Origin of the sequence: Xanthomonas sp. WHRI 10207 (assembly GCF_040202975.1) — a bacterium.
Taxonomy (GTDB): domain Bacteria; phylum Pseudomonadota; class Gammaproteobacteria; order Xanthomonadales; family Xanthomonadaceae; genus Xanthomonas.
The window spans coordinates 65725-88489 of record NZ_JBEGDX010000007.1 but is presented as its reverse complement, the minus strand read 5'-3'; the positions used below and the strand labels follow the sequence as shown (position 1 = coordinate 88489).

At 65.4% G+C, this 22765-nt stretch carries 15 protein-coding genes; 7 read left to right on the top strand and 8 right to left on the bottom strand.

Features of this window, described 5'->3' with window-relative positions:
- Window positions 1-77: 77 nt before the first annotated feature.
- Window positions 78-950, bottom strand: coding sequence for a LysR family transcriptional regulator (locus ABQU90_RS19495; protein ID WP_323520846.1), 873 nt, complete (start codon window positions 948-950; stop codon window positions 78-80).
- Window positions 951-1128: 178 nt separating this feature from the next.
- Between ABQU90_RS19495 and ABQU90_RS19490 the strand changes: the two genes are divergently transcribed.
- Both ABQU90_RS19490 and ABQU90_RS19485 read left to right on the top strand, forming a co-directional pair.
- On the top strand, window positions 1129-1539 hold the full coding sequence (locus ABQU90_RS19490) for a DoxX family protein (protein WP_323520847.1): 411 nt from the start codon (window positions 1129-1131) through the stop codon (window positions 1537-1539).
- 129 nt (window positions 1540-1668) lie between these two features.
- Window positions 1669-2478: a pirin family protein gene (locus ABQU90_RS19485; RefSeq protein WP_323520848.1), complete on the top strand. Its 810-nt coding sequence runs from the start codon at window positions 1669-1671 to the stop codon at window positions 2476-2478.
- A 77-nt stretch (window positions 2479-2555) separates the two neighbouring features.
- On the opposite strand, the gene ABQU90_RS19480 is transcribed toward ABQU90_RS19485, so the two are convergent.
- Together ABQU90_RS19480 and ABQU90_RS19475 are read right to left on the bottom strand one after the other, a co-directional pair.
- Entirely contained in the window at window positions 2556-8060 is a 5505-nt protein-coding gene (locus ABQU90_RS19480; protein WP_323520849.1) for an AAA domain-containing protein, read from the bottom strand.
- Window positions 8057-9229 carry a M48 family metalloprotease gene (locus ABQU90_RS19475; protein ID WP_323520850.1) on the bottom strand — a complete coding sequence of 391 codons (1173 nt, stop codon included), beginning with the start codon at window positions 9227-9229 and terminating at the stop codon, window positions 8057-8059. Before ABQU90_RS19475 ends, ABQU90_RS19480 begins: the two co-directional genes overlap by 4 nt.
- A 428-nt stretch (window positions 9230-9657) precedes the next feature.
- Here ABQU90_RS19475 and ABQU90_RS19470 point away from each other — a divergent pair, with 428 nt between their 5' ends.
- Together ABQU90_RS19470 and ABQU90_RS19465 are read left to right on the top strand one after the other, a co-directional pair.
- Complete coding sequence (locus ABQU90_RS19470; protein ID WP_055852713.1) at window positions 9658-10044, top strand: BlaI/MecI/CopY family transcriptional regulator; 387 nt, start codon at window positions 9658-9660, stop codon at window positions 10042-10044.
- Between the two features lie 3 nt (window positions 10045-10047).
- A complete protein-coding gene (locus ABQU90_RS19465; protein ID WP_323520851.1) occupies window positions 10048-11649 on the top strand; it encodes a M56 family metallopeptidase in 1602 nt (533 codons plus the stop codon).
- A 506-nt stretch (window positions 11650-12155) separates the two neighbouring features.
- Here ABQU90_RS19465 and ABQU90_RS19460 read toward each other — a convergent pair.
- Window positions 12156-12500 carry a hypothetical protein gene (locus tag ABQU90_RS19460; RefSeq protein ID WP_323520852.1) on the bottom strand — a complete coding sequence of 115 codons (345 nt, stop codon included), beginning with the start codon at window positions 12498-12500 and terminating at the stop codon, window positions 12156-12158.
- Between the two features lie 44 nt (window positions 12501-12544).
- Between ABQU90_RS19460 and ABQU90_RS19455 the strand changes: the two genes are divergently transcribed.
- The 3 genes from ABQU90_RS19455 (at window position 12545) to ABQU90_RS19445 (ending at window position 15470) form a co-directional block, all read left to right on the top strand.
- Window positions 12545-13138, top strand: coding sequence for a hypothetical protein (locus tag ABQU90_RS19455; protein ID WP_349780877.1), 594 nt, complete (start codon window positions 12545-12547; stop codon window positions 13136-13138).
- Between the two features lie 301 nt (window positions 13139-13439).
- Window positions 13440-14297, top strand: a complete 858-nt coding sequence (locus tag ABQU90_RS19450; RefSeq protein WP_323520854.1) for a hypothetical protein — start codon at window positions 13440-13442, stop codon at window positions 14295-14297.
- Between the two features lie 57 nt (window positions 14298-14354).
- Entirely contained in the window at window positions 14355-15470 is a 1116-nt protein-coding gene (locus ABQU90_RS19445; RefSeq protein WP_323520855.1) for a saccharopine dehydrogenase family protein, read from the top strand.
- A gap of 510 nt (window positions 15471-15980) precedes the next feature.
- Here the strand turns inward: ABQU90_RS19445 and ABQU90_RS19440 are convergent.
- From ABQU90_RS19440 to ABQU90_RS19425, 4 genes are all read right to left on the bottom strand, one after another.
- Window positions 15981-16766 (bottom strand): DUF1868 domain-containing protein, encoded by a 786-nt coding sequence (locus ABQU90_RS19440; RefSeq protein WP_323520856.1) that lies wholly within the window; start codon window positions 16764-16766, stop codon window positions 15981-15983.
- 594 nt (window positions 16767-17360) lie between these two features.
- Entirely contained in the window at window positions 17361-18884 is a 1524-nt protein-coding gene (locus tag ABQU90_RS19435; protein ID WP_323520857.1) for a ribonuclease H-like domain-containing protein, read from the bottom strand.
- On the bottom strand, window positions 18881-21376 hold the full coding sequence (locus ABQU90_RS19430; RefSeq protein ID WP_161963768.1) for a DEAD/DEAH box helicase: 2496 nt from the start codon (window positions 21374-21376) through the stop codon (window positions 18881-18883). Before ABQU90_RS19430 ends, ABQU90_RS19435 begins: the two co-directional genes overlap by 4 nt.
- Before the next feature lie 130 nt (window positions 21377-21506).
- Window positions 21507-22655 (bottom strand): Fic family protein, encoded by a 1149-nt coding sequence (locus ABQU90_RS19425; RefSeq protein WP_323520858.1) that lies wholly within the window; start codon window positions 22653-22655, stop codon window positions 21507-21509.
- Window positions 22656-22765 lie beyond the last annotated feature (110 nt).

Sequence of the window (22765 nt, the reverse complement as noted above, 5' to 3'; positions counted from 1 at the left end):
CGGCCAGTGTGCGCCGGCCAGCCGACAGAGCGGCCAGGCGAGAGGCGGACATCACCTCAACGTGGCGCCGCCGCGCTTCAAACACCACCACCGAAGCGTTCGATCAACAGATCGGTCAGAACACGAATCTTGCGCGCAGGATGCGCGGCCGGCGCCCGCACGACGTAAAGCCCGGCCTCGGGAGACGGGTACTTGTTCATGACGCGGACCAGCGCGCCGGAGGCAAGATGCTCGGCCACGAGAAAATCCGGCAGTGCCGCGATCCCGAGCCCGGCAAGCGCTGCCGCCGCGATCGCAGTGCCGTTGTCGGCCTTGAAGCGCCCGCGTGGATGGATCGTCACCAGCTTGTCGCCGTCCATGAACCGCCAGCTTTCCGTGCCTTGCAGCAGCGCCTCGTGCGTCAGCAGCGCCTGTGGCGTGTCAGGTTCGCCATGTTTGCGCAGGTACGCGGGAGTGGCCATCAAGCTGCCGCGCATCGGCGCCACGCGGCGCGCGACCAGATTCGAATCGGCGAGATATCCCAGCCGGATCGCACAGTCGAAACCGTCGGCGACGATGTCGATAAAGCGGTCGCTGTAGCAGGCATGGACCTGCAACGCAGGATGCCGGCTGGCCAGCTCGGCAAGCACCGGCGCCAAGTGGGTGGGGCCGAACGTCAGCGGCGCAGCGATACGCAGGCGGCCACGCAGATCGCCCGCGGGCAAGATGGTCTCGCGCGCCACGTCCATTTCGGCACACATCCGCGCGGCATGCTCGCGAAACGTCGCGCCTGCCTCGGTGACGGCAGCGCCCCGCGTGGTGCGTGCGAGCAGTTGGATCCCCAAAGCGTCCTCGAGCCGGATCAGACGGCGGCTGACGATGGACTTGGCAACGCCCAGGCGCCTGGCTGCTGGCGAGACCCCGCCCGCGTCTGCCACCTCGACGAACGTCCGCAGGTCTTCGAACTCCATGGCGTCCCTGTTTCTGCGACACGGCATGTCGCTTTGCGTGGCTAGCTTAGCTGCATTCGGAACGCCACAGTGGACTCACGGGCGCCAGGCAAGACGCTCTGACCGGGAACGCCACTCGCGCCCACCCCGGCCCTCAACCGACCCCGCCTCGCCCACATCCTTTCTAGAGAGACACCTCATGCACACCTCGTCCATTCCCAACCAGCCCAGCGCCGGGCGATTCATTCGCGGTCTTTCCTGGACCCTGCGCGTGTTCGCCGCCGTGGCGTTCTTCGCTGCGGGTGCGGCCAAGCTGGCCGGCGTTCCAATGATGGTCGAGGTGTTCGATCACATCGGCCTCGGTCAGTGGTTGCGCATCCTGACCGGTGCGATCGAAATCATCGGGGCAATCGCATTGCTGCTACCGGCAACGTTTGCGCTCAGCGGTGCCCTGCTTGCGGCCATGATGTTGGTGGCGACCGGTGTGCATCTGTTCGTCATCGGCGGCAGCCCGGTGCCGGCGATCTTCCTGATGGCGGTGACCGCGACAATCGCCTGGTTGCATCGCACCCGCATCGCTGCCGTGCTGCGCGCAACGCGTTCGGTTTGATCGAGGCCTGCCATGCGCACTCTTTCACTGCAGCCTTCGTTCCCCGCCACAGAAGCGCCCACTGCCGCGCCGCGCGCCATCGTCCACCGCAGACGCGGTAACGATTCTGGCGGTCCAATCACCCGGCTCATGAGCCCGTCCGATCTTGGGCAGGTGCTGAAGCCGTTTGTGTTCCTCGACATCTTCGATGCGCAGGGTTCGGTCATCCACACGATGTCGGGCATGCCGCTGCATCCGCATTCGGGCATCGCCACGGTCACGGTCTTTACCGAAGGCAGCATGCATTACCACGACCAGACAACCGGTCGCGGCACCATTGCCTATGGCGGAGTGGAATGGATGCGTGCCGGGATCGGCGTATGGCATGGCAAGGAAATGGTGCCGCCAGCCGACGCCTCCTGCATCCAGGGATTTCAACTATGGCTGGCACTGCCTGAAGCCGTGGAGCTGGCAGAGCCGCAAAGCCATTACATCGAAGCGCAGCACATGGCCAAGGCCGGCCCCGCGCATGTGGTGATCGGTCGCTACGAGGGCGCGCAGAGTCCGGTCGATGCGCCTGACGGTATCAATTACCTATTGGTCACCTTGAAACCCGGCGAACGCTGGACCTACCACCCGCCCGCCGGTCATTTGGTCGGCTGGTTGGCAGTAGCCAGTGGCACTCTTGATGCCGGTGAACGGCTGCAACGCGGCGACATGGTGGTCTTTGCCGATAACGGCGCGCCCATCGTGCTGCAAGCACCTGGCAACAGCGATGCAGTCTTCGTGCTCGGCTCGGCCATTCCACATCCGCACCCACTGCACCTTGGCTATTACTCGGTGCACACCACTGCACAAGCGCTCGCCATCGGTGAAGAGCGCATCCGCACGCTGGGGAAACAGATGCAGGCAGCAGGCGACCGCACGACTGCTTCCGGCACAACGCCGGTATTCAAGTAAACGCGATGCTTAGAGCGTGTTATGAACTTTAAGTTGATACCTATCGTCACATTGCGTTGGCGGCTCCCGGCTGGCCATCAAGGTGTCGGCGGGTCTGCATCTTCCACATAGCCCTTGCGTTGCTTTTCAGCCGTCAGCTTGTCCATCTCCCGAGCTGCGCGTTCGACAGTATCGAAGCTTTTGTGGGTGGTCTGACCCATCGTGCCGATTCTGCCGAAGGACACACTCAGCTCCGTACCGATACGGGCCACCCGCCAAAACTTGCGTGAGGTGCCCTGTTCAAAACGCAGGCTTCGCGTCGCATCTGCCGTCTGGTTCTGCGCTGTGGAGTGTGATGGTTGTTGAATAGGCGGAGCAGTGTCGGTTGTGGCGATCGGCAGCGGTAACGCGAGCGCTTCATCCAGCTCCAGTCCAACGTGTTGGTCAAGACCGTCGCCACGCAGGGCCGCTTCGATTCGGTGCAACACGCTATCCGGTGCGTGCAGCCAATCACGTCCAGGCACATCAATGACATCCCAGCCGAAGCGCCGTAATACGCCAGGGCGAAACACGTAACGCTCGCGCGTGTCGGCGACGGCCTGATCGGGCGCATCGAGCAGGATTGCAAGCTGGTAGTCGCCAGTGCTGCGGTCGACGATGGCCAGGTCGCAGCGGAACTGCGAGCGCCCGACGCACTCGTGCACCAGGTGGCCACGTTCGCGCAATGCACTGGCGAGCGCGCTGCGTACCGCATCGGCGCTGGCCGGCCGCACGAAAGCCTCGCGCGCACCGGCATTGAGTGTGCCCAGGACATGCTGGGCGCGGCCGTGGTCGCCGATGGCGCTGGCCTGAGCGAAGCGCAGAAACGCCTGCAACGCGGCGGCGCCGTCGTTGTGCACGTTGGTGATCGCCTCGGCTTGGATGCTGGAGACCACTGCCATGCGATGACGCGCACGGCTGAAGATCACGTTCAACCGCTTCTCGCCACCGCGCTGGTTGATCGGGCCGAAGTTCATCAGCATGCGGCCCTCCGGTCCAGGCGCGTAGCAAATGCTGAGCAGGATCACGTCGCGCTCGTCGCCCTGCACGTTCTCCAGGTTCTTGACGAACAAGCCGTTGAACTGATCATCGTCTTCGCGCACATATTCGCGGTCCAGGCGCAGCGCGAAGTCCGCATCCTCTGCAGCCAGGATCTCAAGTGCGCTCTCGATCTCGCCCTGCTGTGCCTCGGAGAAGGCGACGATGCCCATGCTCAGGCCAGTCTCTCGGCGTAGTAGCTCGCGGACGGTCAGGGCGATGTAACGTGCTTCGGCCGCGTTGCGCCGGCCGATGTACACGCCATCGTCCAGGCGATGAAAGCTCACGGCACGTGCCAGCACCGCATCGGCACCGGCAATGCCGGCATCCGGCCGATCCGAGCGCAGCGAGGCCTGCTGTTCGTCGGCGGGTTCGATCCGTCGGTCCGGGATGGTCACCAGCCGGCCGTCGTAGAACGCCGCGTTGGAAAAACTGATCAACGCCTCGTGGCGACTGCGGTAATGCCACGCCAGCAGGGTTGCCGGCAGATTGCGGGCAGCCTGATTGAGTAGGCTGTCGGCATCGAGATTGACGGCGATGCGCTCGCCGTCGTCTTCGACTACCAATGCGTCCGTGCCATCGCCGGCGGTCGAGAAGAAGTTGGTTGGCGGCAACTGCATCTCATCGCCGACTACCACGATCTGGCGCGCGCGACTCAGCGCCGGTACGGCTTCCTCGGTGGGGATCTGGCTGGCCTCATCGAAGATCACCACATCGAACAGATCCGGCGAGAGCGGAAGCGTGTCCGATACCGACAGTGGGCTCATCAGCCAGATCGGTTTCAGATCGTTGATCACCACGCCGGTCTCGTCATCGGACAAATCACGGATGGAACGATGACGCATGCTCTTGGCAAACTCATGTTCCAGCTCGCGGCGGCCGGTGGCATAGAGCTTCTTGAAGGCCTTGCCGTCTTGATCGAGCTGGCTGGCAGACAGCGATGACTGCCGCACGTGCTCGGCGAATCGCTGGTGCTGGGTCGCCTGGATCACCTGCGAGTTCAGCGCCAGCAGGCGCGCCTGGCCCTGAGCCACCGTGGCTGCCGCGCGGGCCAGCATGGCCCCGTCGAACGCCGCCAGTGCCGGTGTGGCGGCTTCCAGCCGGCGCCAGGCCGCATGCGCGACCACTGCGTCCATGCCTGCAGGTGCTGCAGCGATGCTGCGCATCACGAAGGCGCTGCCCGCATCCGCAGCATGCACGCTGCGCAGCAGTGGCAACAGGTCGATCAGCTCGTCCAGGCATTCGCGCAGATCGCGCAGATATTCGGAAATACTCTCAAGACTGGCGTCGCGCGGAAGTTCTAGATTCTCCTCGATGCGGCTGGCGAGCCGGTCCAGCAGGCCACGCGCGTCGGCATCGGCACGGGCGGCGGCAAGCGGTGCGATGGCCGCGCGCAGATGCGCCACCAGCGCGCGGGTCGCGGCTGAGGTGCCTAGACGTTCGCGTAGCTGGGCCACTGCATCGATCAGATCCTGCAGCCGCGCCACACCGTATCGGGCTTGCCCGGCGGCCTGCTCGGTCTGGACCGCGGCAGCCGCGGTCTGCTCGGCGACCAGCGCGCGCAGCACTGCCGTGTAGCCAGGATGCACCGCGTGTCGGCCGAAGTCGTAGCGACGATTGAGTTCGCCACGCAGTCGCCACCATGCCGGCTTCAACCAGCGCAGCATGGAGCCTTCCAGTTGCTCCAGCAGGGCCAGCGCCGCGCGGGCGTCAGTCTGCTCGAGTCGGTCCCGCCAGTGCGCGGTGGCCTGCTGCGCGGTGTTCAGCACGGCGGTCTTCTGATCGAGCGTCGCACGAAGGGTCTGCAAGTCGCTCGCAGCCGGCGAGTCGTCATCGAGCAGGTCCAGATGTGTGGCCAGGCCCTGGCTGATCAGCCACTGCGCCTGATCGGCTAACGCGCGTGCCTGGGCCAGCGACATGCCCGCGTCGAGCAGGCTGGAGCCACTCTCCAGCAGCGGGTCCAGTTGCGACAGTAGTGTCTCGCTATCGTCCAGCAGCTGGGTAATACGTGTATGCGCACGCGGATCAGCCAGCACATTGGAGTGCAGTCGGCCCAATGGATGTTCGGCCAGGCCCTGCACGCCAAAGCGTGTTTGCATCTGCGCGTGGATGCGTGCAGCCAGCGCGCGATGTCGCTCCCACACGGCCAGATCCGGTAACCGCTCCCACGCCTCGCTATCCAGCACGGGCGCGGACGGCAGTTCGATCAGGCGTCGCACCAGCTGGCGTGCGGTGGTGCCGATCGTTTCCGGCATCAGGGTCATCGCTTGCTCGAAGACGTCGATGCGTTGCTGGCTGACATCGATCAGCTCCACCAGCCGGTCGCGTTGGGCCATCAGTGCCTCGCGGCCATGCGCCTGGGCGATCCAGCGTGCGTAGCCTTCGCCCAGCTCTGCGATGAAAGCCTTCTTGTCGGTCTGGGAATCGTGGATCAGGCAGCACAGCGGATCCAGACCGCTCTGCTTGAGGCGATGGAACACCACATCCAAAGCCGCGCGCTTCTCGCAGACGAACAGCACGCGCTTGCCCTCGCCGGCGTAGTCGGCGATCAGGTTGGTGATGGTCTGCGATTTACCGGTGCCCGGTGGGCCCTGGATGATGAAGCTGTGCCGAGTGCGCGCCAAGGCGACGGCAGCGTTCTGGGTCGCATCGGCATCCACCACGTTCCATTGCGTGCGTGTCGGCAGTGGCGCGGCGGCTGCGGGGTCGGCAGCACGTGGCTCGATGGAGAACACTCGGTCGAATGCTGGATTGGCTTCGGGAGCTTCGATCAACTGCGCGTAGTCGCGCACCAGCGACATTTTCTTGTAGTTGAAGTTCGCCAGGCTGACCTGGGTCAGATCCAGGTCCCACGCGTAGCGATGGCCGTCGGACTCGCCCAGTGCGTAGCCCACGCGTTCGGCGGCCTCTTCGACCGGGGCGGCCATGCGTGCGTGACGCGGGCCGGCCACCGGGGCGGCACCGGCCTCGAAACGTTGTGGCAGCGGGCTGGGGACCACCTGCTGTTCGTACAGCGCGCGGCCCAGTGGGCGATAGTTGTCGGGCGCGTAGCTGTAGTCGGGCAGGCCGCTCGTCGTACCCGCCGTGCGCGCCAACGAACGCCGCCTCTGAAACTGCTGCAGGCGTTGCAGCGCCTTCTGCCGCACCAGACGGATCTGCGGCTTGTCGACCAATCGCAGTTCCACCGACGGTTCGCTGCGACCGATCTGCGCCAGCAGATCGGCGTGGATCTCGGCCAACGAGGTCTTCTGCAGATCCACTTTTTCCGGCAAGCGGATGTCATAGAGCTGGCGCAACTGGTGACGCAGGACCGGATTGAATTCAGCCTCGTCGTCTTCTGCCTGCAGCACGTAGCGGTCGCGCACGCCTTTGCGCTTGGTCAGCTCCACCGGCAGCCAGAGCAGGGGAGTCACGATCCGTTCTTCGGGGTCTTCCTTGAGGTTATGCCAGCGTAGGAAGGCCGCCACCAGCCGCAGCGTGCCGAAACCGTACTCAGCGCGGTCGCGGCGCGTGTCCTGGATCAGCTTGTCCAATGCCACCGGCAGATAAGGCTGGTCATCGAAACGTAGCCAGCGTTGCAAATCGACCGCACGTCCGCTCACCAGATCGTTGGCGAACGGCCCGCTCCATGTGCAGATGTGGTCGGGCTGGATACTCTCCACTTGCAGCATCAATGGCACGCTCGACACGGTCAGATTGACGCTGCTAGCGGTCGGCTTGAAATAAAGCAGCCGATTGCGGCGCGACAGGTCGAATAAGCGGTCGCGTAGATGCGACAGCACCGCCGTCCGCCGCGGTAAAGTGCCGCTGGCACCGGTCAGCGCACGCTGCACATCCAGTACCTCGGGCTGGTCGCGCCAGGTGCGCAGGCGCATGGCCAGGCTGGCCACGTCGGTGGCACGCTCGTGCCGGTTGAGCGCAGTCATCTCCACGATCACGGCGGCCACCACCGGGTGCAGCCGCTCGGCGATCACGAAGAGATTGCGCCGATTCCCGGCGAAGCTGCGCACGTCATCGATCTCGCCCAGATCCAGCCCGCACGCCAACGCCGCAAGCACCAGACCCAGCCGGAACACGTCGGTAATCTCGTCGTGATGCCCCAGCTGCAACTCCCAGCTGGCAAACGCCGGCAGGTACACCGGGCGCTCAATCGGAGCGCCAAGGTCGTCCTGCACCTCCATCAAAGCGAGGTCTTCCATGCCGTTTGCGTCGTGCGAGCGCCTCAGTTCGCCCACGATGTTCAGTGCCGAGGCCGGATGTGGCTGCACGCGGTGGATGGCGCCGATGTCCATCACCGGCGCCTGGCCCTCTGGCTGAGCAAGCTGCAGCCCACCTTCTTGACCCAGCACGATGCTGCGTGTGTCCAGTGCGGCCACCTTGCCGTGCGCATGCAGGATGGCTACCTGCTGGAACAGCGGCAGTACCATCAACACCACATCGTCAGTGGAAAACGCGGCACCAGCCTGTGCCTCGATCACCGTTGCGAGGCTGCCGCCCGGCACCGTTGGCGTGTCCGATGCGTTCATGCCTGTACCTCCCAGACCTGCTTGCGCAGCTTGTCGATCTCGCGCTTGCCCATCCCGGCGTCGCGTTTGAGCTGCGCCAGCAGTAGCGCTTCGCTATCCATCACCCGCGCCACCATCATTGCGCGTTGCAGGGCCGGGTCGCGCACCTCGGGATCGACCAGCGCCAGGTCCAGCATCAGCGCGTTGAAATAGCCGCGCACGTCATCGGCGGCTTGCAAGCTTTCGAACTGGTCGGGCGGCGCGACCGGCTCGTCAGCCGCCCAGTCGGCAAACAGCATGCGCACTTGGTTGGTCACCGCGTCGCTACGCAGCTGCGCACTCTCCAGGAACCAGTTGACGAACGCGCGCGTCATCGTCTGCAGCTGTACCTGCCGTGGCAGATCCAGCGTGGCCAGACGCAGTACCCCACGCAGCTTGCGGTCGGTCCATGCGTCCAGCATCGGGTCGTCCTGCCACCACAATTCCAGCGCACGCGCACGCACAAAGGTCTCTGGATGAGTGGTGCCGGCACTGGTGTCCTCCAGTGCATCCTCAAGCTCGGTGGCCTGGCGCAGGTACGCAGCCGGATCCGGATTGCCGATGCCGGTCTGCACCTTGACCAGCGTACTGATTGCAGGTGCCAACGCATCAGCTGCGAGCGCTGCACCGCGATCGGCGAACAGTTCGGTATGCAGGCCATAACAGCGTGCGGTTTGCCGATGGCTATCGCTGGCCCCATGAGCGCCGAGCGCATCTTGCAGGATGCGCTCGGCGGACAAGAACGCCCCGCCCTCCAGCGACCACAACAGGTAATGGGCCAGCTCATGACCGAACAGCGCCAGTAGCTCGTGCGCAGAAAGACGTTCAAGCACCGGCCCCTCAAGCACGATATGCACTTCGCCTGGCACATAGACCAGCGCCGCGTTCATCGCCTGACCGCTGGCCTGATACAGCGTGGCCCCTGCGCTGATCCCCAGCCGCTGCATGGCCAGCGTCAGTGCCGCATGCACCTCCGGATGCGCCTCCGGTTCGAGCCGATACGTGTCGCGCAGCAGATGGGTGCGGACCTGTGCCAGATGTGCATCGCGTACCTGTTGCGACCCGGCCCACGCCCAGACCTCGGGCTCATGCTGCTTCAGGTAGTCGATCACGTTGCGCTGATACGGCAATGGCATCAGTGCCCTGCTCATCGTCTCAAGGTCCATCCGCTACAGCTCCGTTGGTCGAAGACGAAATTCTACGGAATCTACCGCAGTGGGGAGGCAGGATTTCAGCCTTGTTCAAATCATCGCCGATGCCAACGTGAGCAGACCACGGCAGCGCCCAAGCAAACATCGCTGGAGAGTCCAGAAATTTCGACATGGTGGCACTTGCCTCGAGGCCTGCACCCTGCACCCTGCATCGTCTCCATCTTCGAACGCGCACGGCACCGATGTTGCTCTGAGATAGCTGCGCGCATGTCATTGCGGAGCGGAACGGCATGCTTTCCGCCTGGCCGAGGGAGAGTGCCTGTACAGCCAGCCCTGATCCGATGCCATACATCCCCCTGCCATCCGACCTATTGACGACAGCTGTAGTCAGGCCTACGTTAGCGACATCTGTAGTCATGGGGCACGAGATGAGCGCTAAGACCATCGGGGACCAGGAGCTGGCCCTGCTGCAACACATCGAGGAACAACGGCACGCGAGTGTGGGCGAAGTCGCTGCCGCGTTCGGTGAGCCACGTGGGCTGGCGCGCTCGACCGTGCTGACCATGATGGAGCGGCTGCGCGCCAAAGGCTTTCTGCGCCGCAAGCAGGTGGACGGCATGTACCGCTACAGCGCCACCAGCGGGCAGGACGCGGTGGTGCGCACGGCGGTGGGGCAGTTCGTGGAAAACACCTTGCAGGGCTCGGTGTCGCCGTTCGTGGCGTGGATGTCGCAGCGCGCGGAGGTCAGCGATACCGAGCTGGCCGAACTCGAAGCATTGGTCGCCAAGCTGCAATCGCAGCGCAAGGAGAGCTGAGTCATGCAGAGCCTGTTCGAACTGGTGGTGCAGCGGCTGGCGATGACCAGCTTGCAATCGGCCGCGTTGGTGGCGTTGGTGTGGCTGCTGTGCAAGGCCATGCCGCGCCTGCCGGCGTCCACCCAATGCTGGCTGTGGTGGATGGTGGGGCTGCAGGCGGTGCTGGGCCTGTTTCTGGCACCGGTCGAGCTGGCGGTGTTGCCGGCCGCCACACCGGTGGCGCAGGCAGTTGGGGGCGCGGTCACGACCCTGCCCAATGCATCGCCGTCGCTGTGGGTCCGCTGGGTGATGGCAGCCTGGTTGGCCGGTGTGCTGGTGATGCTGGCGCGCAGCGCAATGGCATGGTGGACCAGCCGCCGTCAGGTGCAGTCCACCGAGCCGTGTACCGATCGCGCACTGCTGGCGGCCCTGCAACTGGCCGCCGATGCGCACGGCTTGCGCCACGCACCGCCATTGCGCCTGAGCGCACACATCGATTCGCCGCAACTCATCGGCCTGTGGCGGCCGGTGCTGTTGCTGCCGTCGCGTCGCCTGGCCAGCATCAGCGACGATGAGCTGGACATGGCGCTGACCCACGAGCTGGTGCATCTGCGTCGGAATGACTTGTTGTGGGGGCTGCTGCCGGCATTGGCGCAGCATCTGTTCTTCTTCCATCCGCTGCTGCATCTGGCTGCGCGCGAATACGCCATCGCCCGCGAAGCCGCCTGCGATGCGGCGGTGGTCGCCGGTCACGTGCGCTGCCGTCACGACTATGGCCGCCTGCTGGTCAGCCTTGGGGTTTCTGCAGCGCCGGTGGCTGGGGTGTCCAGTGCGTCGCCGAGTTTTCTGAGCCTCAAGCGCCGTTTGATCATGTTGCAAAACACCAACGCCACACCGGGCTGGGGCGCGCGTGCGCTGGTCGCGGTGGCGGTCCTGGGCGTGGCACCGCTGCGTCTGGTCGCTATGCCCGCGCCGCTGCCGTCGCCTGCGCTGCAGCCGGTCGTGGTCACCGCCAGCGCATCGCCGGCAATGTCGCACGGCACGCGCAGTGCCAATGGCGCTGCTCCACTGCAGCTGCAGGCAGCGCCTGCGGCACCGGCCGCACCTGCAGCACCGGCAAACGGCGTGCTGGCGGGTGTGCTGGATGCGCCGGGCGCGCAAGACAATTGGCAGATGGACACCACCGGCTGGGATGCCGACGCACAGCAAAGCGTACGCGACGCCATCGATGAGGCCACACGCAGCGCGAAGGCTGCCGAGGTGGAGGCACGGGCCGCCGCACAGCAGGCCATCGAAGCGAGCGATATGCATGCACAGATGCGCCAGGACGAGCTGCAGGCGGCGCAGGACGCATTGGTAGAAGCACGCGAGCAACTGGAGTCGCTCGGCCCCGAGCTGGAGCAGGCCAAGCAGGACGCGCAGCAGCAGGTGCGTGAAGCGGCGCAGCAGATCCGCGAGGTGGCGTTGCAACAACGCAACGCGCAATACGCCTATGTTGCCGCCGCGCGCCAGGCAGCCGAGTTGAGCCGCCATCAGGCCGAAGCGGACAAGGAAGCCGCACGCCAGGACCGCCTCAATGCCGCGCGTACCCAACACTCCGCGGCCGGCACGGACCAAGACAACTAGAGACCTGCACCACAGCACAGCGCGCATTGCCATGGCAGTGCGCGGCAGTAGATCCAACGCGTAGCGCACCACCCAAGCGTGAGGTATGGCCTGCAGTCGCCAGGCGGGCGGCGCCGTGCCTGGAATGCATGGAGCTGGTGATCGTTGATTGCTGATTACTGATTGTTCTGCGCCGGCGGCGGCCGGCATGTCAGCACCGCATACCTTGTCGCCGTGCCTGACGGCGGTACCAGCGGTTGGTCTTTGTACCGGCAGTGCAGGCGTTCCATCACCGCTCCTTCCGATTGACCGTTTCATCCAGCGCGACCACTGCAGTGATCGCGCACAGCACCAGGCACCGCATCCCACTCACGCGGGTCAGGCCATGCGCCCGCTCATCGACTCAGCACGTCTCGACGCAACCAGCGTCGGCAACGCCGTGGCCGTGTGTTCGCTATTGCCCCATCCGCCTGACCGCTACCGGCCGGCGGCACCCACATCCCCAAGGAGATCGCACATGCATCAGATTACGTTCCCACAGCAGCGTCTGCGCCGCGCCTTGCTGCTTGCTCTCGGCGCGCTCGCTGCGCCCATGCTGATGGCAGCACCGGCAGCACCGGCAGCACCGGCAGCACCGGCAGCACCGGCAGCAACAACAGAACCAGCCAGAGCAACATTACCGGCAGTAGCAGCCAACGCAGCCGCGATGCCGTTACCGCCCGCAGCGCCTGCGCCGGCCTATCGTGCTGCGCCACGTGCGGCTTCGACATTTGCATCTGGTGCTGCGCTGGTCGCCCCTTCGGCGCCATTGGCCTCAGCCACTTCCGTGGCACCGCCAGCACCGGCCGCGCCTGCCCAGCCGGCTCATCCATCCGCCCCTCCCGCAGCTCCCACTGCGCCGATCTCTCCCGCAGTGATGCCCAGATCAACGCCTGCGTTTTCGACGCCACGCCTAAGGCACGTCGCATCCGGCGCGCGATCGACCAAAGCCACTTGCGGCAGCGACGCGCAGGACATCCCGGACGATGGCGATGCCTATGTGCTGCTGCAGGGCGAGCGCCATCTCATGCACGGCACCACCGACGATCTGCAGACCGCACATCGGTACACCAATGCCAATGGCTGGGTGCTGTGGTTCCGGGCCAACGGCGTGCAATACGTCGTGCGCGATCCGGGCCTGCTGCATCGGCTGCGCACCGGCTATGCACGCAGCCTGCAACTGCGCGCGGCCCAGGACAGTGTGCAAGCGCGTCAGCAAGCGCTTGCCGCGCAACTCGCCGCCGCCGCTGCCGCTGCCGGCACACCTGGGTCTATGGCAACAGCGACGCAACCGGCACAGGGCGCTGCCAGCGACACACAGGCGCTGGCGGAGCAGCAGCGCCTGTTGACGCAGCAGCAGGCCGTGCTGGCCAGAAAGCAGGCCGGCGCCACGCGGCTCGCCACCCGCCAGGCGCTGAGCATTCTGCGCGAAGCACTTGCCAGTGGCCGGGCAACGCGGGTGACTGGCTAGCTGCAGCAACTGCGAACCGGCGTGGACGCAGCCTTGCTGTACAGCTGCGGTCTTCGACGACGTAAAGCGTGTTGCTGCGGGTAGTGCATTACGCCTGCAACGCCACGCTTGTTTACGGGCGGCACCGGTAAGGGCAAGCAGTGTTTATTGGGCCACCAGCAACGACATGTGCAAGCAATGCCAACCCTGCATTCGCTTCGCCTCTGCAGCTCTGCAATCGGCAGCACCGCAATACGACGCGACGCGCAACACCGCATCACACGAAAGATTTGCCCAACCTCATCCACACAAGGACATTCCCATGCTGCACCTCACCCCTGCATTGACGCGCGCTGGCCTGATGATCCTCTTGGCGCTTGCGCTCACCAGCGCGTTGACGCCATGTCTGGCCGCGCGATCAGGTGGTCAGCCAGAAATTGCGCCGGCATCCGGTACGCAAACACCTGCCATTGCATTGGCCCCGTTCGCTGCAGTTGCCGCGACCGCGATGCCTACTGCGCCGCACGCACCGACACCGCCCGAGACATCCATGCGCACGCCGACCAGCGACGTCACCACGTATGGCCATCTCACCCTGTCGGATCACGCCGACCAGGATGCGTACGTGCTGATCCAAGACGGCGAGGCGCTCATGCACGGCTCCACCGAGGATCTGGCCCGCGCGCGGCGCCTGGCTGGCAGCACGGGCGCACTGCTGTGGTTTCGTAACGGTGGCAAGAGCTACGTGGTGCGCGATGCGGCCACCCTGCAGCGCATCCGCGTGTTGTACGCACCGGTCAGCCAGCTGGGCGAAGCCCAGGGTGCGCTGGGCGAGCGGCAGGGCCGGCTGGGCGAGCAGCAAGCGGCGTTGGGAATGCAGATGGCTGCCGTGGCGGAACGTGATGCGGCCGCAGCCGTGGCGCAGACGCGTGCGTCGCTTGCACGCGACACCGCTGCGGCGCGGCCGGCCACGTCCACGACGCAGCAGGCCAACGCCGCCAGGCAGCGCAGCACGCAGCAGCAGATCGAGGCATTGGCCACGCAACAGCAAGCGCTCGCCGCGCAGCAGGCGGATCTGGCCACGCAACAGGCGGCGGCAAGCGCGCGTGCAGACGGCCAGGCGCGGCACGCCATGCGTGAGGCCATCCGCAACGGCCTGGCAAGCCCTGTGACGCGTTGATCGCAGTGGCCGCGGTTCGCCGATACTGCAGGGCATTGGCGGAAGGGCGAGCGGGCGATGACGTACCGGGTGGTGGTGTTGGGCGGCTATGGGCACTTCGGTGCGCGCATCGTGCGGGCGCTGGCCGCCTTGCCACACCTGCATGTCATTGCTGCCGGGCGCCATCCCGGCGCGATCGCCGCGACCTGGCCCGACGCCGCGCCTGGCCGTATTTCCGCATGCCGGCTGGATAGTGCCGCCGACGATTTCGCCACGCGCCTGGCCGCTACCGCGGCCGATGTGGTGGTGCACACCGCCGGGCCATTCCAGGGCCAGGACTATGCAGTGGCGCGCAGCTGTCTGCAGGCCGGCATGCACTACATCGACCTGGCCGACGGCCGCGCGTTCGTGCGCGATTTTCCGGACGCGTTGCACGACCTGGCACAGCACGCTGGCCGCGTGGCGATCAGCGGTGCCAGCACCTTGCCCGCACTGTCCAGTGCAGTGATCGACGCACTGCTGCCGCGCTTGTCGACCCTGCACGCCATTGGCATGGTGATCGCGCCCGCGCAGGGCACGCCGCTGGGGCTGGCCACCGTGCGTGCGGCGCTGTCGTACTGCGGCACGCCGTTTACGTGGTGGAGGGAGGGCCGTTGGCAGACCGTGGTGGGCTGGGCATCGCCGCAGCGGGTGCAATTTGCACAGCTGGCACCGCGGCTGGCATCGCCCTGCGATGTGCCCGACCACGACCTGCTGCCGCAGCGCTACCCCGGCGTGCGCAGCGTTCAATTCCGCGCCGCGCTGGAGGTGCCGTTTCTGCAGCGCTGCCTGGCCGCGCTGGCCTGGTTACGCCAGCGCGGTGTGCCGGTGTCGATAACGCGTCTGGCGCCAGCGTTCGCACGCGCCGGGCGCTGGTTCGACCGCTTCGGCACGGATCTGGGCGGCATGCGCGTGGAGCTGACCGGCGAGCGCGATGGACAGCCGCTCACCGTGCGTTGGGACCTCACCGCGGCGATGTTGCATGGCCCGGAAATCCCCTGTTTCGCGGCGATCCTGTTGGTGCGCAAACTCGCCGCGGGGCAGGTGCTGCCAAGCGGCGCCCATGCCTGCATGGGGCTGCTGACCCTGGAAGACTTCGAGCAGGAATTCGCCGCCTGGCAGATGCACACAGATGTGGTGGAGACGCGTCCGTAAATGCGGGTGCCGTCGTTGCACGCCACACGGTGAATCGTCGCGACAGCACGCCGCTGTGCGGCGGCGGTGCAGATCTGCACATCTCAATGTAAGTCACGATCGCGCCATTGGCACGTGCAATTGCGGATGCGCTCCAGACGCCGCATCTGCTTCCACTCGCGCTTGTTCTGGAAACCTAACGTGGGAATGCGCGGCACAGTCGCGTGATCGCATCTTCCGATCCACTGCCATCAGTGCAAACGCGTGAAGCCGCACGTGCGAAAAATTGGCCGTTGTACTGCGCCCCGTAGAGCTGTTGACAAAAAACCACTGCGCTCATCATCAGCTGAGTGCGGCTGGTGCGCGGTGCACCACCTACTTCCCGTATATCCGGTTCTGAGCGCTTTCTCCCAATACACCGCACGGCTGCCCGCTACGTTTTATCAGCCGCTCTCAGGCACCACCCACGGAGGACTGGCGAGATCGCACACCTCACTCCAATCCCGAATCCCCACTCCCGAATCTCAGCCCTCACACCTCCCGCACCGTCCGAAACGCCTCCATATCGGCAAACGTGCAAAAGTGAAAGCGCGGGATCGTGATCGGGCCCGCTGCCGCAAGTCGCTTGAGCCAGTCGCCCACTGCAACGCGATAGGCAGCCTGCTCTGCGCTATCGAGCGTCTCGCACAGGTAGGCCAGCGAGAGATGAAACTGGAAGTTGATGTAGTCCGGGCGCTGCAAGCGGGTCAGCGTCATCAGTGCCTGGCGCGCCGTTTCCAGGCGCTGTGCGGTCTGCGCATCGGCAGGCTGCAGCGGGATGAGCAGATTGTCGTTGTTGTCGGTCTTTGCCGCAGCCGGATTCACCACAAAGCGGCACGCACCCAACGGCGCGGCAGTGCGTTGCGCCAGCCGCGCAAGAACATCGGCATTGATCTCGCTCAACGCCACATCGCGCGCCAGATCGCTTGGCCAGGGCCCGCTTGCGCGGTCAATCTCGTTGACGCCGCCCAGCAGGGTCACGTGATAACTGCTGGGCGGCAGCAGCGCGAACTTGTTCGCGAAGCGGTGCCCGGGCAGTTCGCGGTAGATGTCCAGCACGCGGTCGAAGCTGTCGTAGCCATCGCCCTGTTGTTCGAGGTGGCCAACGAAGGTATTGCCGGCAAATGCCATCGGCTGACGGGAGCGCAGGAACTTGCGCCCCACATCCGGCGGTGGCGCGGCGCTCAGTACGGGCAGGGCGGACCCCAGCAACGAGGCACCAGCGGCGGCTGCCACCAGGCGACGTCGGCTGATCCGTGTATCCAACAATGAAACCATGCGGCCAATCCTTCAAATTCAGGTTCAACCCACAACGTGCGCAATAAACCCGGCCACATCGCAGTGCGTTGGTGTGCGTCGATGACAGCTCCTGCGGCGAGCTGACGAACCGACAATTACGCACAGCGCAGCACGGCGGCGAACTCGCAGGCTGCACATGAGTCAGTGGTTAGGTCTGCAGGCCGATGGAAACCAGCGCTGCGGACGGAACGGCAACTGCACTGTAAGACCGCCGAAAAAAACGAATATGACAGCGCCCCATCTTTTGCATTGAAAAGGCGGCCTTCTTCGCAAAGACGGCCAAGCGTTCGGGTCGCCGCTTTTGCGTGGCTTGACCACCGAAACACCGCATCTTGCCCATCGCGCACACGCTGCGGAAAGACAGACTGCCGGCTATCGCACAACGATTCATCGCCCACCTGCGCATGCTGCTCGCTGCGCTCCGCAACAACGCGAAAGCAGCCGCACCGCGATGAGAAGTGACGGGGCAGGGCACTTTTGTCGCCGGATCGTGATCACCAGCGCACCGCATCACCGATATCCAGATCTGATGCGCTCTGATCCGCCAGCATCGCCGGCGCTCGCGGCAGATCGCTACACCGACTCCATCAACGGAATCACTTCTCTTTCCTGTGCCTCCACCGCCACCAGCCGCTGCATCAGCAACGACAACGTCACCACGTCCTGGTGGTTGTGCTCGGCCACGCGGCGCAGGTTGCGCGCGCTGCCGCCGCGTAGATAGCTCAGCCACGCCGCCGGGGCTTCGGAGCCGGGCAGGTCGTCTTCGCGCACCACGCGCAGCAACTGCCGCTCGATGGTGGACAGCTTGCAGTTCTCCCAGGTGCCGCGATACCGGCGGCGGGTAGGGAACAAAAGATCCACATGATCCAATGCAGAAATCGGGTCACCACGCCGCGCCAGCCGGTACCGCGTCTTCAGCAGCGGCGCGTCGTAGCAACGGCCGTTGTAGCTGGAGAGCACCGTCTGTGGCGTGAGCCAGGTGCAGAACAACTCCAGCATGGCGCTCTCAGCGGCCATGGTGGACATCATCAGCTGGCGCACGCGCAGGCCGCTGCCTTGCGCGGCATCGGTGCACCACTGCGCAACCCCGATCATGAAGGCGCGTGTGCCGGTACCGCCGGCCAGGCCGGTGGTTTCGGTGTCGAAGAACAGCACGTGCTCCGGCTGCAGCGCATCCTCGCGTTTGGCGAAGGCCAGCGAGAGCGGTTCGCATGGAATCGGCTGCGGCAGGAACGCTTCGATCAGATGCAATCCCGGTGCGATCTCGTCGCCGGGCAGGTGCCGATCGGTGGACGGCGTGCGCACCGGCGTGTGCGCCGACACCGCACGCTCGCGCAGGCCGATCATCTTGCGTAGGCCGGCGATATCGGTGCGTCGCTGCGGTGCCGGGTTGGATGTGGGCAGTGCAGGTGCCGCGCGCGCAGCCGGCACGCGCGCTGCCGTATCGGCGGTCGCGCCTGCCGGCTTGTGACGCACATCGTGGTCCACCCAGGCAAACGCCGAGCTATCGCGCGCAGGCGCTGCGGCAACCGGCTGCTGCAACGCGCGGCGTGCCATTGCCGGTGTGGTGTGCGGGGGACGCGGTGCACTGACAGCACTTCCGCTGCCGGGCTGCGCGCTTGGTGCAACAGTCTCGCGCGGCAAAGCGCGCGACGCAGAAGCAGCGGGACCCGGCGCAGGCTGGCGCTGCGCACGTGTCGGCATCACCGCATCGTCCTTGCGTGCCGCAGGCGTCAGCCCACCGACCTGACGGCGTAGCAAACGCAGGCGGTCTGCGCTGACGCCTGCATCGCAGCCAGCCACCGGCACTGCCGGGGCACGCGTCGGCGCCGCCGCTGCATGCATAACAGGTGCGGCTTCCATGCGCACATCACCCGCAACAGCCGTATCACCGGTTAGCGGTTCAACCGCGCTGGAATGCAGTTCCGCCCCTCCACCGACACCATCGCCGGCCGTAGCAACCGCAGGCAAGGCATCAGCAGGCAAGGCATCGGCGCCATGCGCTGCATCGCCGTGTGCAACCGCCACCGGCTCGCGCACATCCGCGTGCCCCGCCTGCCGACGCAGCAAGCGCAGCCGGTCTGCACTCACCCTCATGCAAGCACGTCCAGCGCCAAGTCGTCGTCCACCTGGGTGGCATGGCGCAACGGCGCATTGGCATCGAACAACAGCGCCAGCACCGTCAGGGCCAGCGACTTGGGCGACTCGCCTTTGCCCTCTTCATGCGCGGCCAGCACCGGGCCCACGCAGGCCGGGCAGCCGGCCGTGCAATCGCAACCGCGCACCAGCTCGTCCGCACGCTGCAGCAGCTCGGCCTGACGCAGCCAGAGCGGCTCGCTCAAGCCCACGCCGCCGGGAAAGTTGTCATACAGATACACCGTGGGCACGAACGCCTGCTGCAGTTCTACCGCGCCTTGCTCGCCTTCTTCCACACCGCGCAGTTGCCCGCGCCCGGTCTGGTCGGCCACCGCAAACCACGCGCCGTCGCCATTGCCTACCGCCTTTTGCAAGTCGCGCGCATCGGCCATCACTGCCACCGTGGCTACCACATGCAGCGCATATGCCGCACCCAGAAATCCATCCAGCGCATCCTGCTTGGACGCGAACGCCTTGCCCAAGGTGGCCTGCGGCAACTGCCACCACACCGCGGTGGTGTGCAGCTCCTGATCGGGCAGATTCACCGGGCCGTAGCCGATGTTTTCATGCGTGTAGTAACGGATCTTTTTGTAGCCGGACACGCGCCGCACCACATGCACTTCGCCATGATGCGAGTCGCCGCGCCCGGCCACGCCGCCGTCAAAACGGTCCAGCACCTTCAACTTGGTGTAGTCGATGCTGTCGGTGTAGTAGTCCACATGCGTGCGCGTCACGTACGCCTTGCGGCCGTCCCAATCCAGCCGTTCCACTTGATACGGGGTGCTCTGCACCATGTGGATGGCGCCTTCGTACAAGGTGAGCGCAGCGGCGGAATAATCCACCTCGGCGATGATCTGCTGCTTGCCGTCGGTCTTGTCCACCACCACAAAATTGCCATCGGCCACCGAACGCAGGCTCACCGCATTGGCCGGGTAACTGTCGGCGATCCACTCCCAGCGGTCGCCTTCCTGGTGAATCACTTCGCTCTCGGCCAATGCTTCCAGAAACACCAGCGGGTCGATCGGCCCGAACGGCTCGCTGGCAATGAACGGCAATTCGAACGCCGCGCAGCGGATGTGATCGAACAGGATCAGCGGTTGATCCGGCGCGATACGCGCATGCTCGGGCGAGGCATCGGCAAAGAAATCCGGGTGTCGCACCACGTACTGGTCCAGCGGTTGCGAGCTGGCCACCAGCACGCCCAGCGCCGGTTGCTGGCGCCGCCCGGCGCGGCCAAAACGCTGCCAGGTCGCCGCCACGCTGCCGGGATAGCCATTGAGGATCACCACGTCCAGCGCGCCGATATCCACGCCCAGTTCCAGCGCAGAGGTGGACACGATGCCGTCGATGTTGCCCGCGCGCATTGCACGCTCCACCTCGCGCCGCTCGGTGGGCAGATATCCACCGCGATACGCACGGATACGCGCCGGTTTGCGCGGGTCGTGGTCGAAGATGTCCTTCAGGTATTTGGTCAGCACTTCCACCATCAAGCGCGTCTGCGCGAACACCAGCGTCTTCAGCCCGCTCTTGATCGCAATGCGCGCAATGCGGTTGCTCTGCGAGCGTGCCGACGCGCGCAGGCCAAGATCGGCATTGACCACCGGCGGGTTCCACAACAGCACGTGTTTGTCGCCGGTGGGTGCGCCGGATTCGGTGATCGCATGCACCTGTTCTTCGATCAGGGCCTGCGCGTGCGCATGCGGGTTGCCGATGGTGGCCGAGCACAAAATGAACTGCGGATTGGCGCCATAGAACGCGCAGATGCGCTTGAGCCGGCGCAGCACATTGGTGACATGGCTGCCGAACACGCCGCGATAGGTGTGGATCTCATCGATCACCACATAGCGCAGGTTTTCGAAGAACTGCGCCCACTTGGTGTGATGCGGCAGGATCGCCTGGTGCAGCATGTCCGGGTTGCTCACCACGATGTCGCCGTGCAGGCGGATCGCCTGCCGCGCATCGCCGGGCGTATCGCCGTCGAAGGTAAAGGCTTTGACGCCCAGTTCGCCGGCGCGGTTCAACTCCAGCAGCTCGGCCACCTGGTCCTGCGCCAGCGCTTTGGTGGGGAACAGATACAGCGCCTTGGCGCCGGCGGTCATTGCCGCACTCACCACCGGCAGCGTGTAGCACAGCGATTTGCCCGACGCGGTGGGCGTCACGATCGCCACATGCTCGCCGCGCTGCGTCGCCGCCCAGGCGTCGGCCTGGTGGCTGTAGAGCTGGCTGATGCCGCGCGCGTGCAAGGCATCGGCCAGCGCGCTGGGCACATCGTCGGGAATCGGCGCGTAACGGCCTTCGCGCCCGGGCAGGGTAAAGCTGCCGGTGATGCGGTCGTGGTAACGCCGTTCCAGGCGCTGCGTGAGCAGCGCGCCATCGCGGCTGGGCCGGCCATCGGTGGTGGCCAGGGCGCGTTCGGCGGTTTCGGTGCGGGGAGCGAGGGCAAACGGAGGCATACGGCGGCTCCCAAAGAGGGGCATGAGACAGGGGAGGTGTCTCAGGGTATGAGACCAGCGCGCAACCGCCCAGCCTGCCTCACTGAGCGGATTCAGCAACGGGTGCCGTGAGGGCCAGTGCGCTGTCGCTCTAAGCCCGCAACAAGTTCACATAGGCTTGGTAGCTGAAGCTCTGCCCGCGCGCGCGACCGGTCGTTTCCACCAGCACACCGATGTCCTGCAAGGTCGTGACGGCTGCGCGCGCGGTGGGATAGGAAACCTCCAGCGCTTGCTGGGCGCGGTCGACGGTGAGCTTGGGCATGGTGGGCAGCAACTCGTAGAGGCGTAGCGCTTGCAAGGTACTGCTGCCGGTACTCAGCACGCGCTTGCGATCGGCGGCGATCAAGGCGGCGATCGCCACAATGTTGCGCTGGGCCTGCTCGGCCGAGGCCTCCACAGCCTCCAGAAAGAACGCGACCCATGCTTCCCAATCGCCATGCGTGCGGATGGCTGACAGGTGCCGGTAGTAGTCGTTTTGCTTTGCTTTGAGGTAGCCGGACACATACAGCAACGGCTCTGGCAGCAACTGCCAGTCTTCCAATAGGGCCGCGATCAACAACCGCCCGATCCGGCCGTTGCCGTCCAGAAAAGGATGGATGGTTTCGAATTGCGCGTGCACCAACGCAATCCGTACCAGCGGTGGCAGCGTGGGCTGTGTGTCATGGATGAAATGCTCCAAATCACCGAACACCTCGGCCAGGCGATCGGCCGGCGGTGGCACGAATGCGGCATTCCCAGGCCGGGTCCCGCCGATCCAATTCTGACTGGTGCGCATGCTGCCCGGCAGTTTGTGGGCGCCACGCACGCCGGCCAATAGAATCCTGTGGGCCTCGGTCAGCAAGCGCAGCGAGATTGGCAGTCCTGTTGGCGCATGCAACTGCTCGCGGACGAACTTGAACGCCTGCAGATAGTTGGTGACCTCTTCCACATCGTCTGCATTGGTCACCGCCAACCCCGCCTCATCGTCGAAGACATCGGTCAGGGTGGCCTGCGTGCCTTCAAGTTGCGAAGTCAACAGCGCTTCTTGCCGAACAGCGCTGTAGATCAGCCACTCGCTCGACGCCACCAGGCCCGCCATCCCCGTCAGCCGTGCCAGTGCGACCTCTGCAAGGCGATTACGCTCCAGATACGCAGCCGAATCCAGCACAGGGGCAGCTGGTGGGAGCGGAGCCGGAACGAATGCCCGTACGGTCTCGTCATGCGTCTTGATGACGGCATATGTGCCGGTGACACGTGTCATGCAAGGATCCTTTACTACCAGTGCGGGCTATTAAAGGATGCCTTAATAAGCGGGCGCGTTGTGGAAAGGTTCTTTAGATAGCCCAGCAGTCAACGCGACAGGGCTATGGG

What these genes read in the sequence shown, in the direction of transcription:
- ABQU90_RS19470 (WP_055852713.1), top strand. Translation starts at nt 9,658, where the DNA reads ATGAGCGCTAAGACCATCGGGGACCAGGAGCTGGCCCTGCTGCAACAC.
- ABQU90_RS19455 (WP_349780877.1), top strand. Translation starts at nt 12,545, where the DNA reads ATGCCCAGATCAACGCCTGCGTTTTCGACGCCACGCCTAAGGCACGTC.
- ABQU90_RS19485 (WP_323520848.1), top strand. Translation starts at nt 1,669, where the DNA reads ATGAGCCCGTCCGATCTTGGGCAGGTGCTGAAGCCGTTTGTGTTCCTC.
- ABQU90_RS19480 (WP_323520849.1), bottom strand. Translation starts at nt 8,060, where the DNA reads ATGAACGCATCGGACACGCCAACGGTGCCGGGCGGCAGCCTCGCAACG.
- ABQU90_RS19430 (WP_161963768.1), bottom strand. Translation starts at nt 21,376, where the DNA reads ATGCCTCCGTTTGCCCTCGCTCCCCGCACCGAAACCGCCGAACGCGCC.
- ABQU90_RS19465 (WP_323520851.1), top strand. Translation starts at nt 10,048, where the DNA reads ATGCAGAGCCTGTTCGAACTGGTGGTGCAGCGGCTGGCGATGACCAGC.
- ABQU90_RS19450 (WP_323520854.1), top strand. Translation starts at nt 13,440, where the DNA reads ATGCTGCACCTCACCCCTGCATTGACGCGCGCTGGCCTGATGATCCTC.
- ABQU90_RS19445 (WP_323520855.1), top strand. Translation starts at nt 14,355, where the DNA reads ATGACGTACCGGGTGGTGGTGTTGGGCGGCTATGGGCACTTCGGTGCG.
- ABQU90_RS19495 (WP_323520846.1), bottom strand. Translation starts at nt 950, where the DNA reads ATGGAGTTCGAAGACCTGCGGACGTTCGTCGAGGTGGCAGACGCGGGC.
- ABQU90_RS19475 (WP_323520850.1), bottom strand. Translation starts at nt 9,229, where the DNA reads ATGAGCAGGGCACTGATGCCATTGCCGTATCAGCGCAACGTGATCGAC.
- ABQU90_RS19435 (WP_323520857.1), bottom strand. Translation starts at nt 18,884, where the DNA reads ATGAGGGTGAGTGCAGACCGGCTGCGCTTGCTGCGTCGGCAGGCGGGG.
- ABQU90_RS19460 (WP_323520852.1), bottom strand. Translation starts at nt 12,500, where the DNA reads ATGGATGAGCCGGCTGGGCAGGCGCGGCCGGTGCTGGCGGTGCCACGG.
- ABQU90_RS19440 (WP_323520856.1), bottom strand. Translation starts at nt 16,766, where the DNA reads ATGGTTTCATTGTTGGATACACGGATCAGCCGACGTCGCCTGGTGGCA.
- ABQU90_RS19425 (WP_323520858.1), bottom strand. Translation starts at nt 22,655, where the DNA reads ATGACACGTGTCACCGGCACATATGCCGTCATCAAGACGCATGACGAG.
- ABQU90_RS19490 (WP_323520847.1), top strand. Translation starts at nt 1,129, where the DNA reads ATGCACACCTCGTCCATTCCCAACCAGCCCAGCGCCGGGCGATTCATT.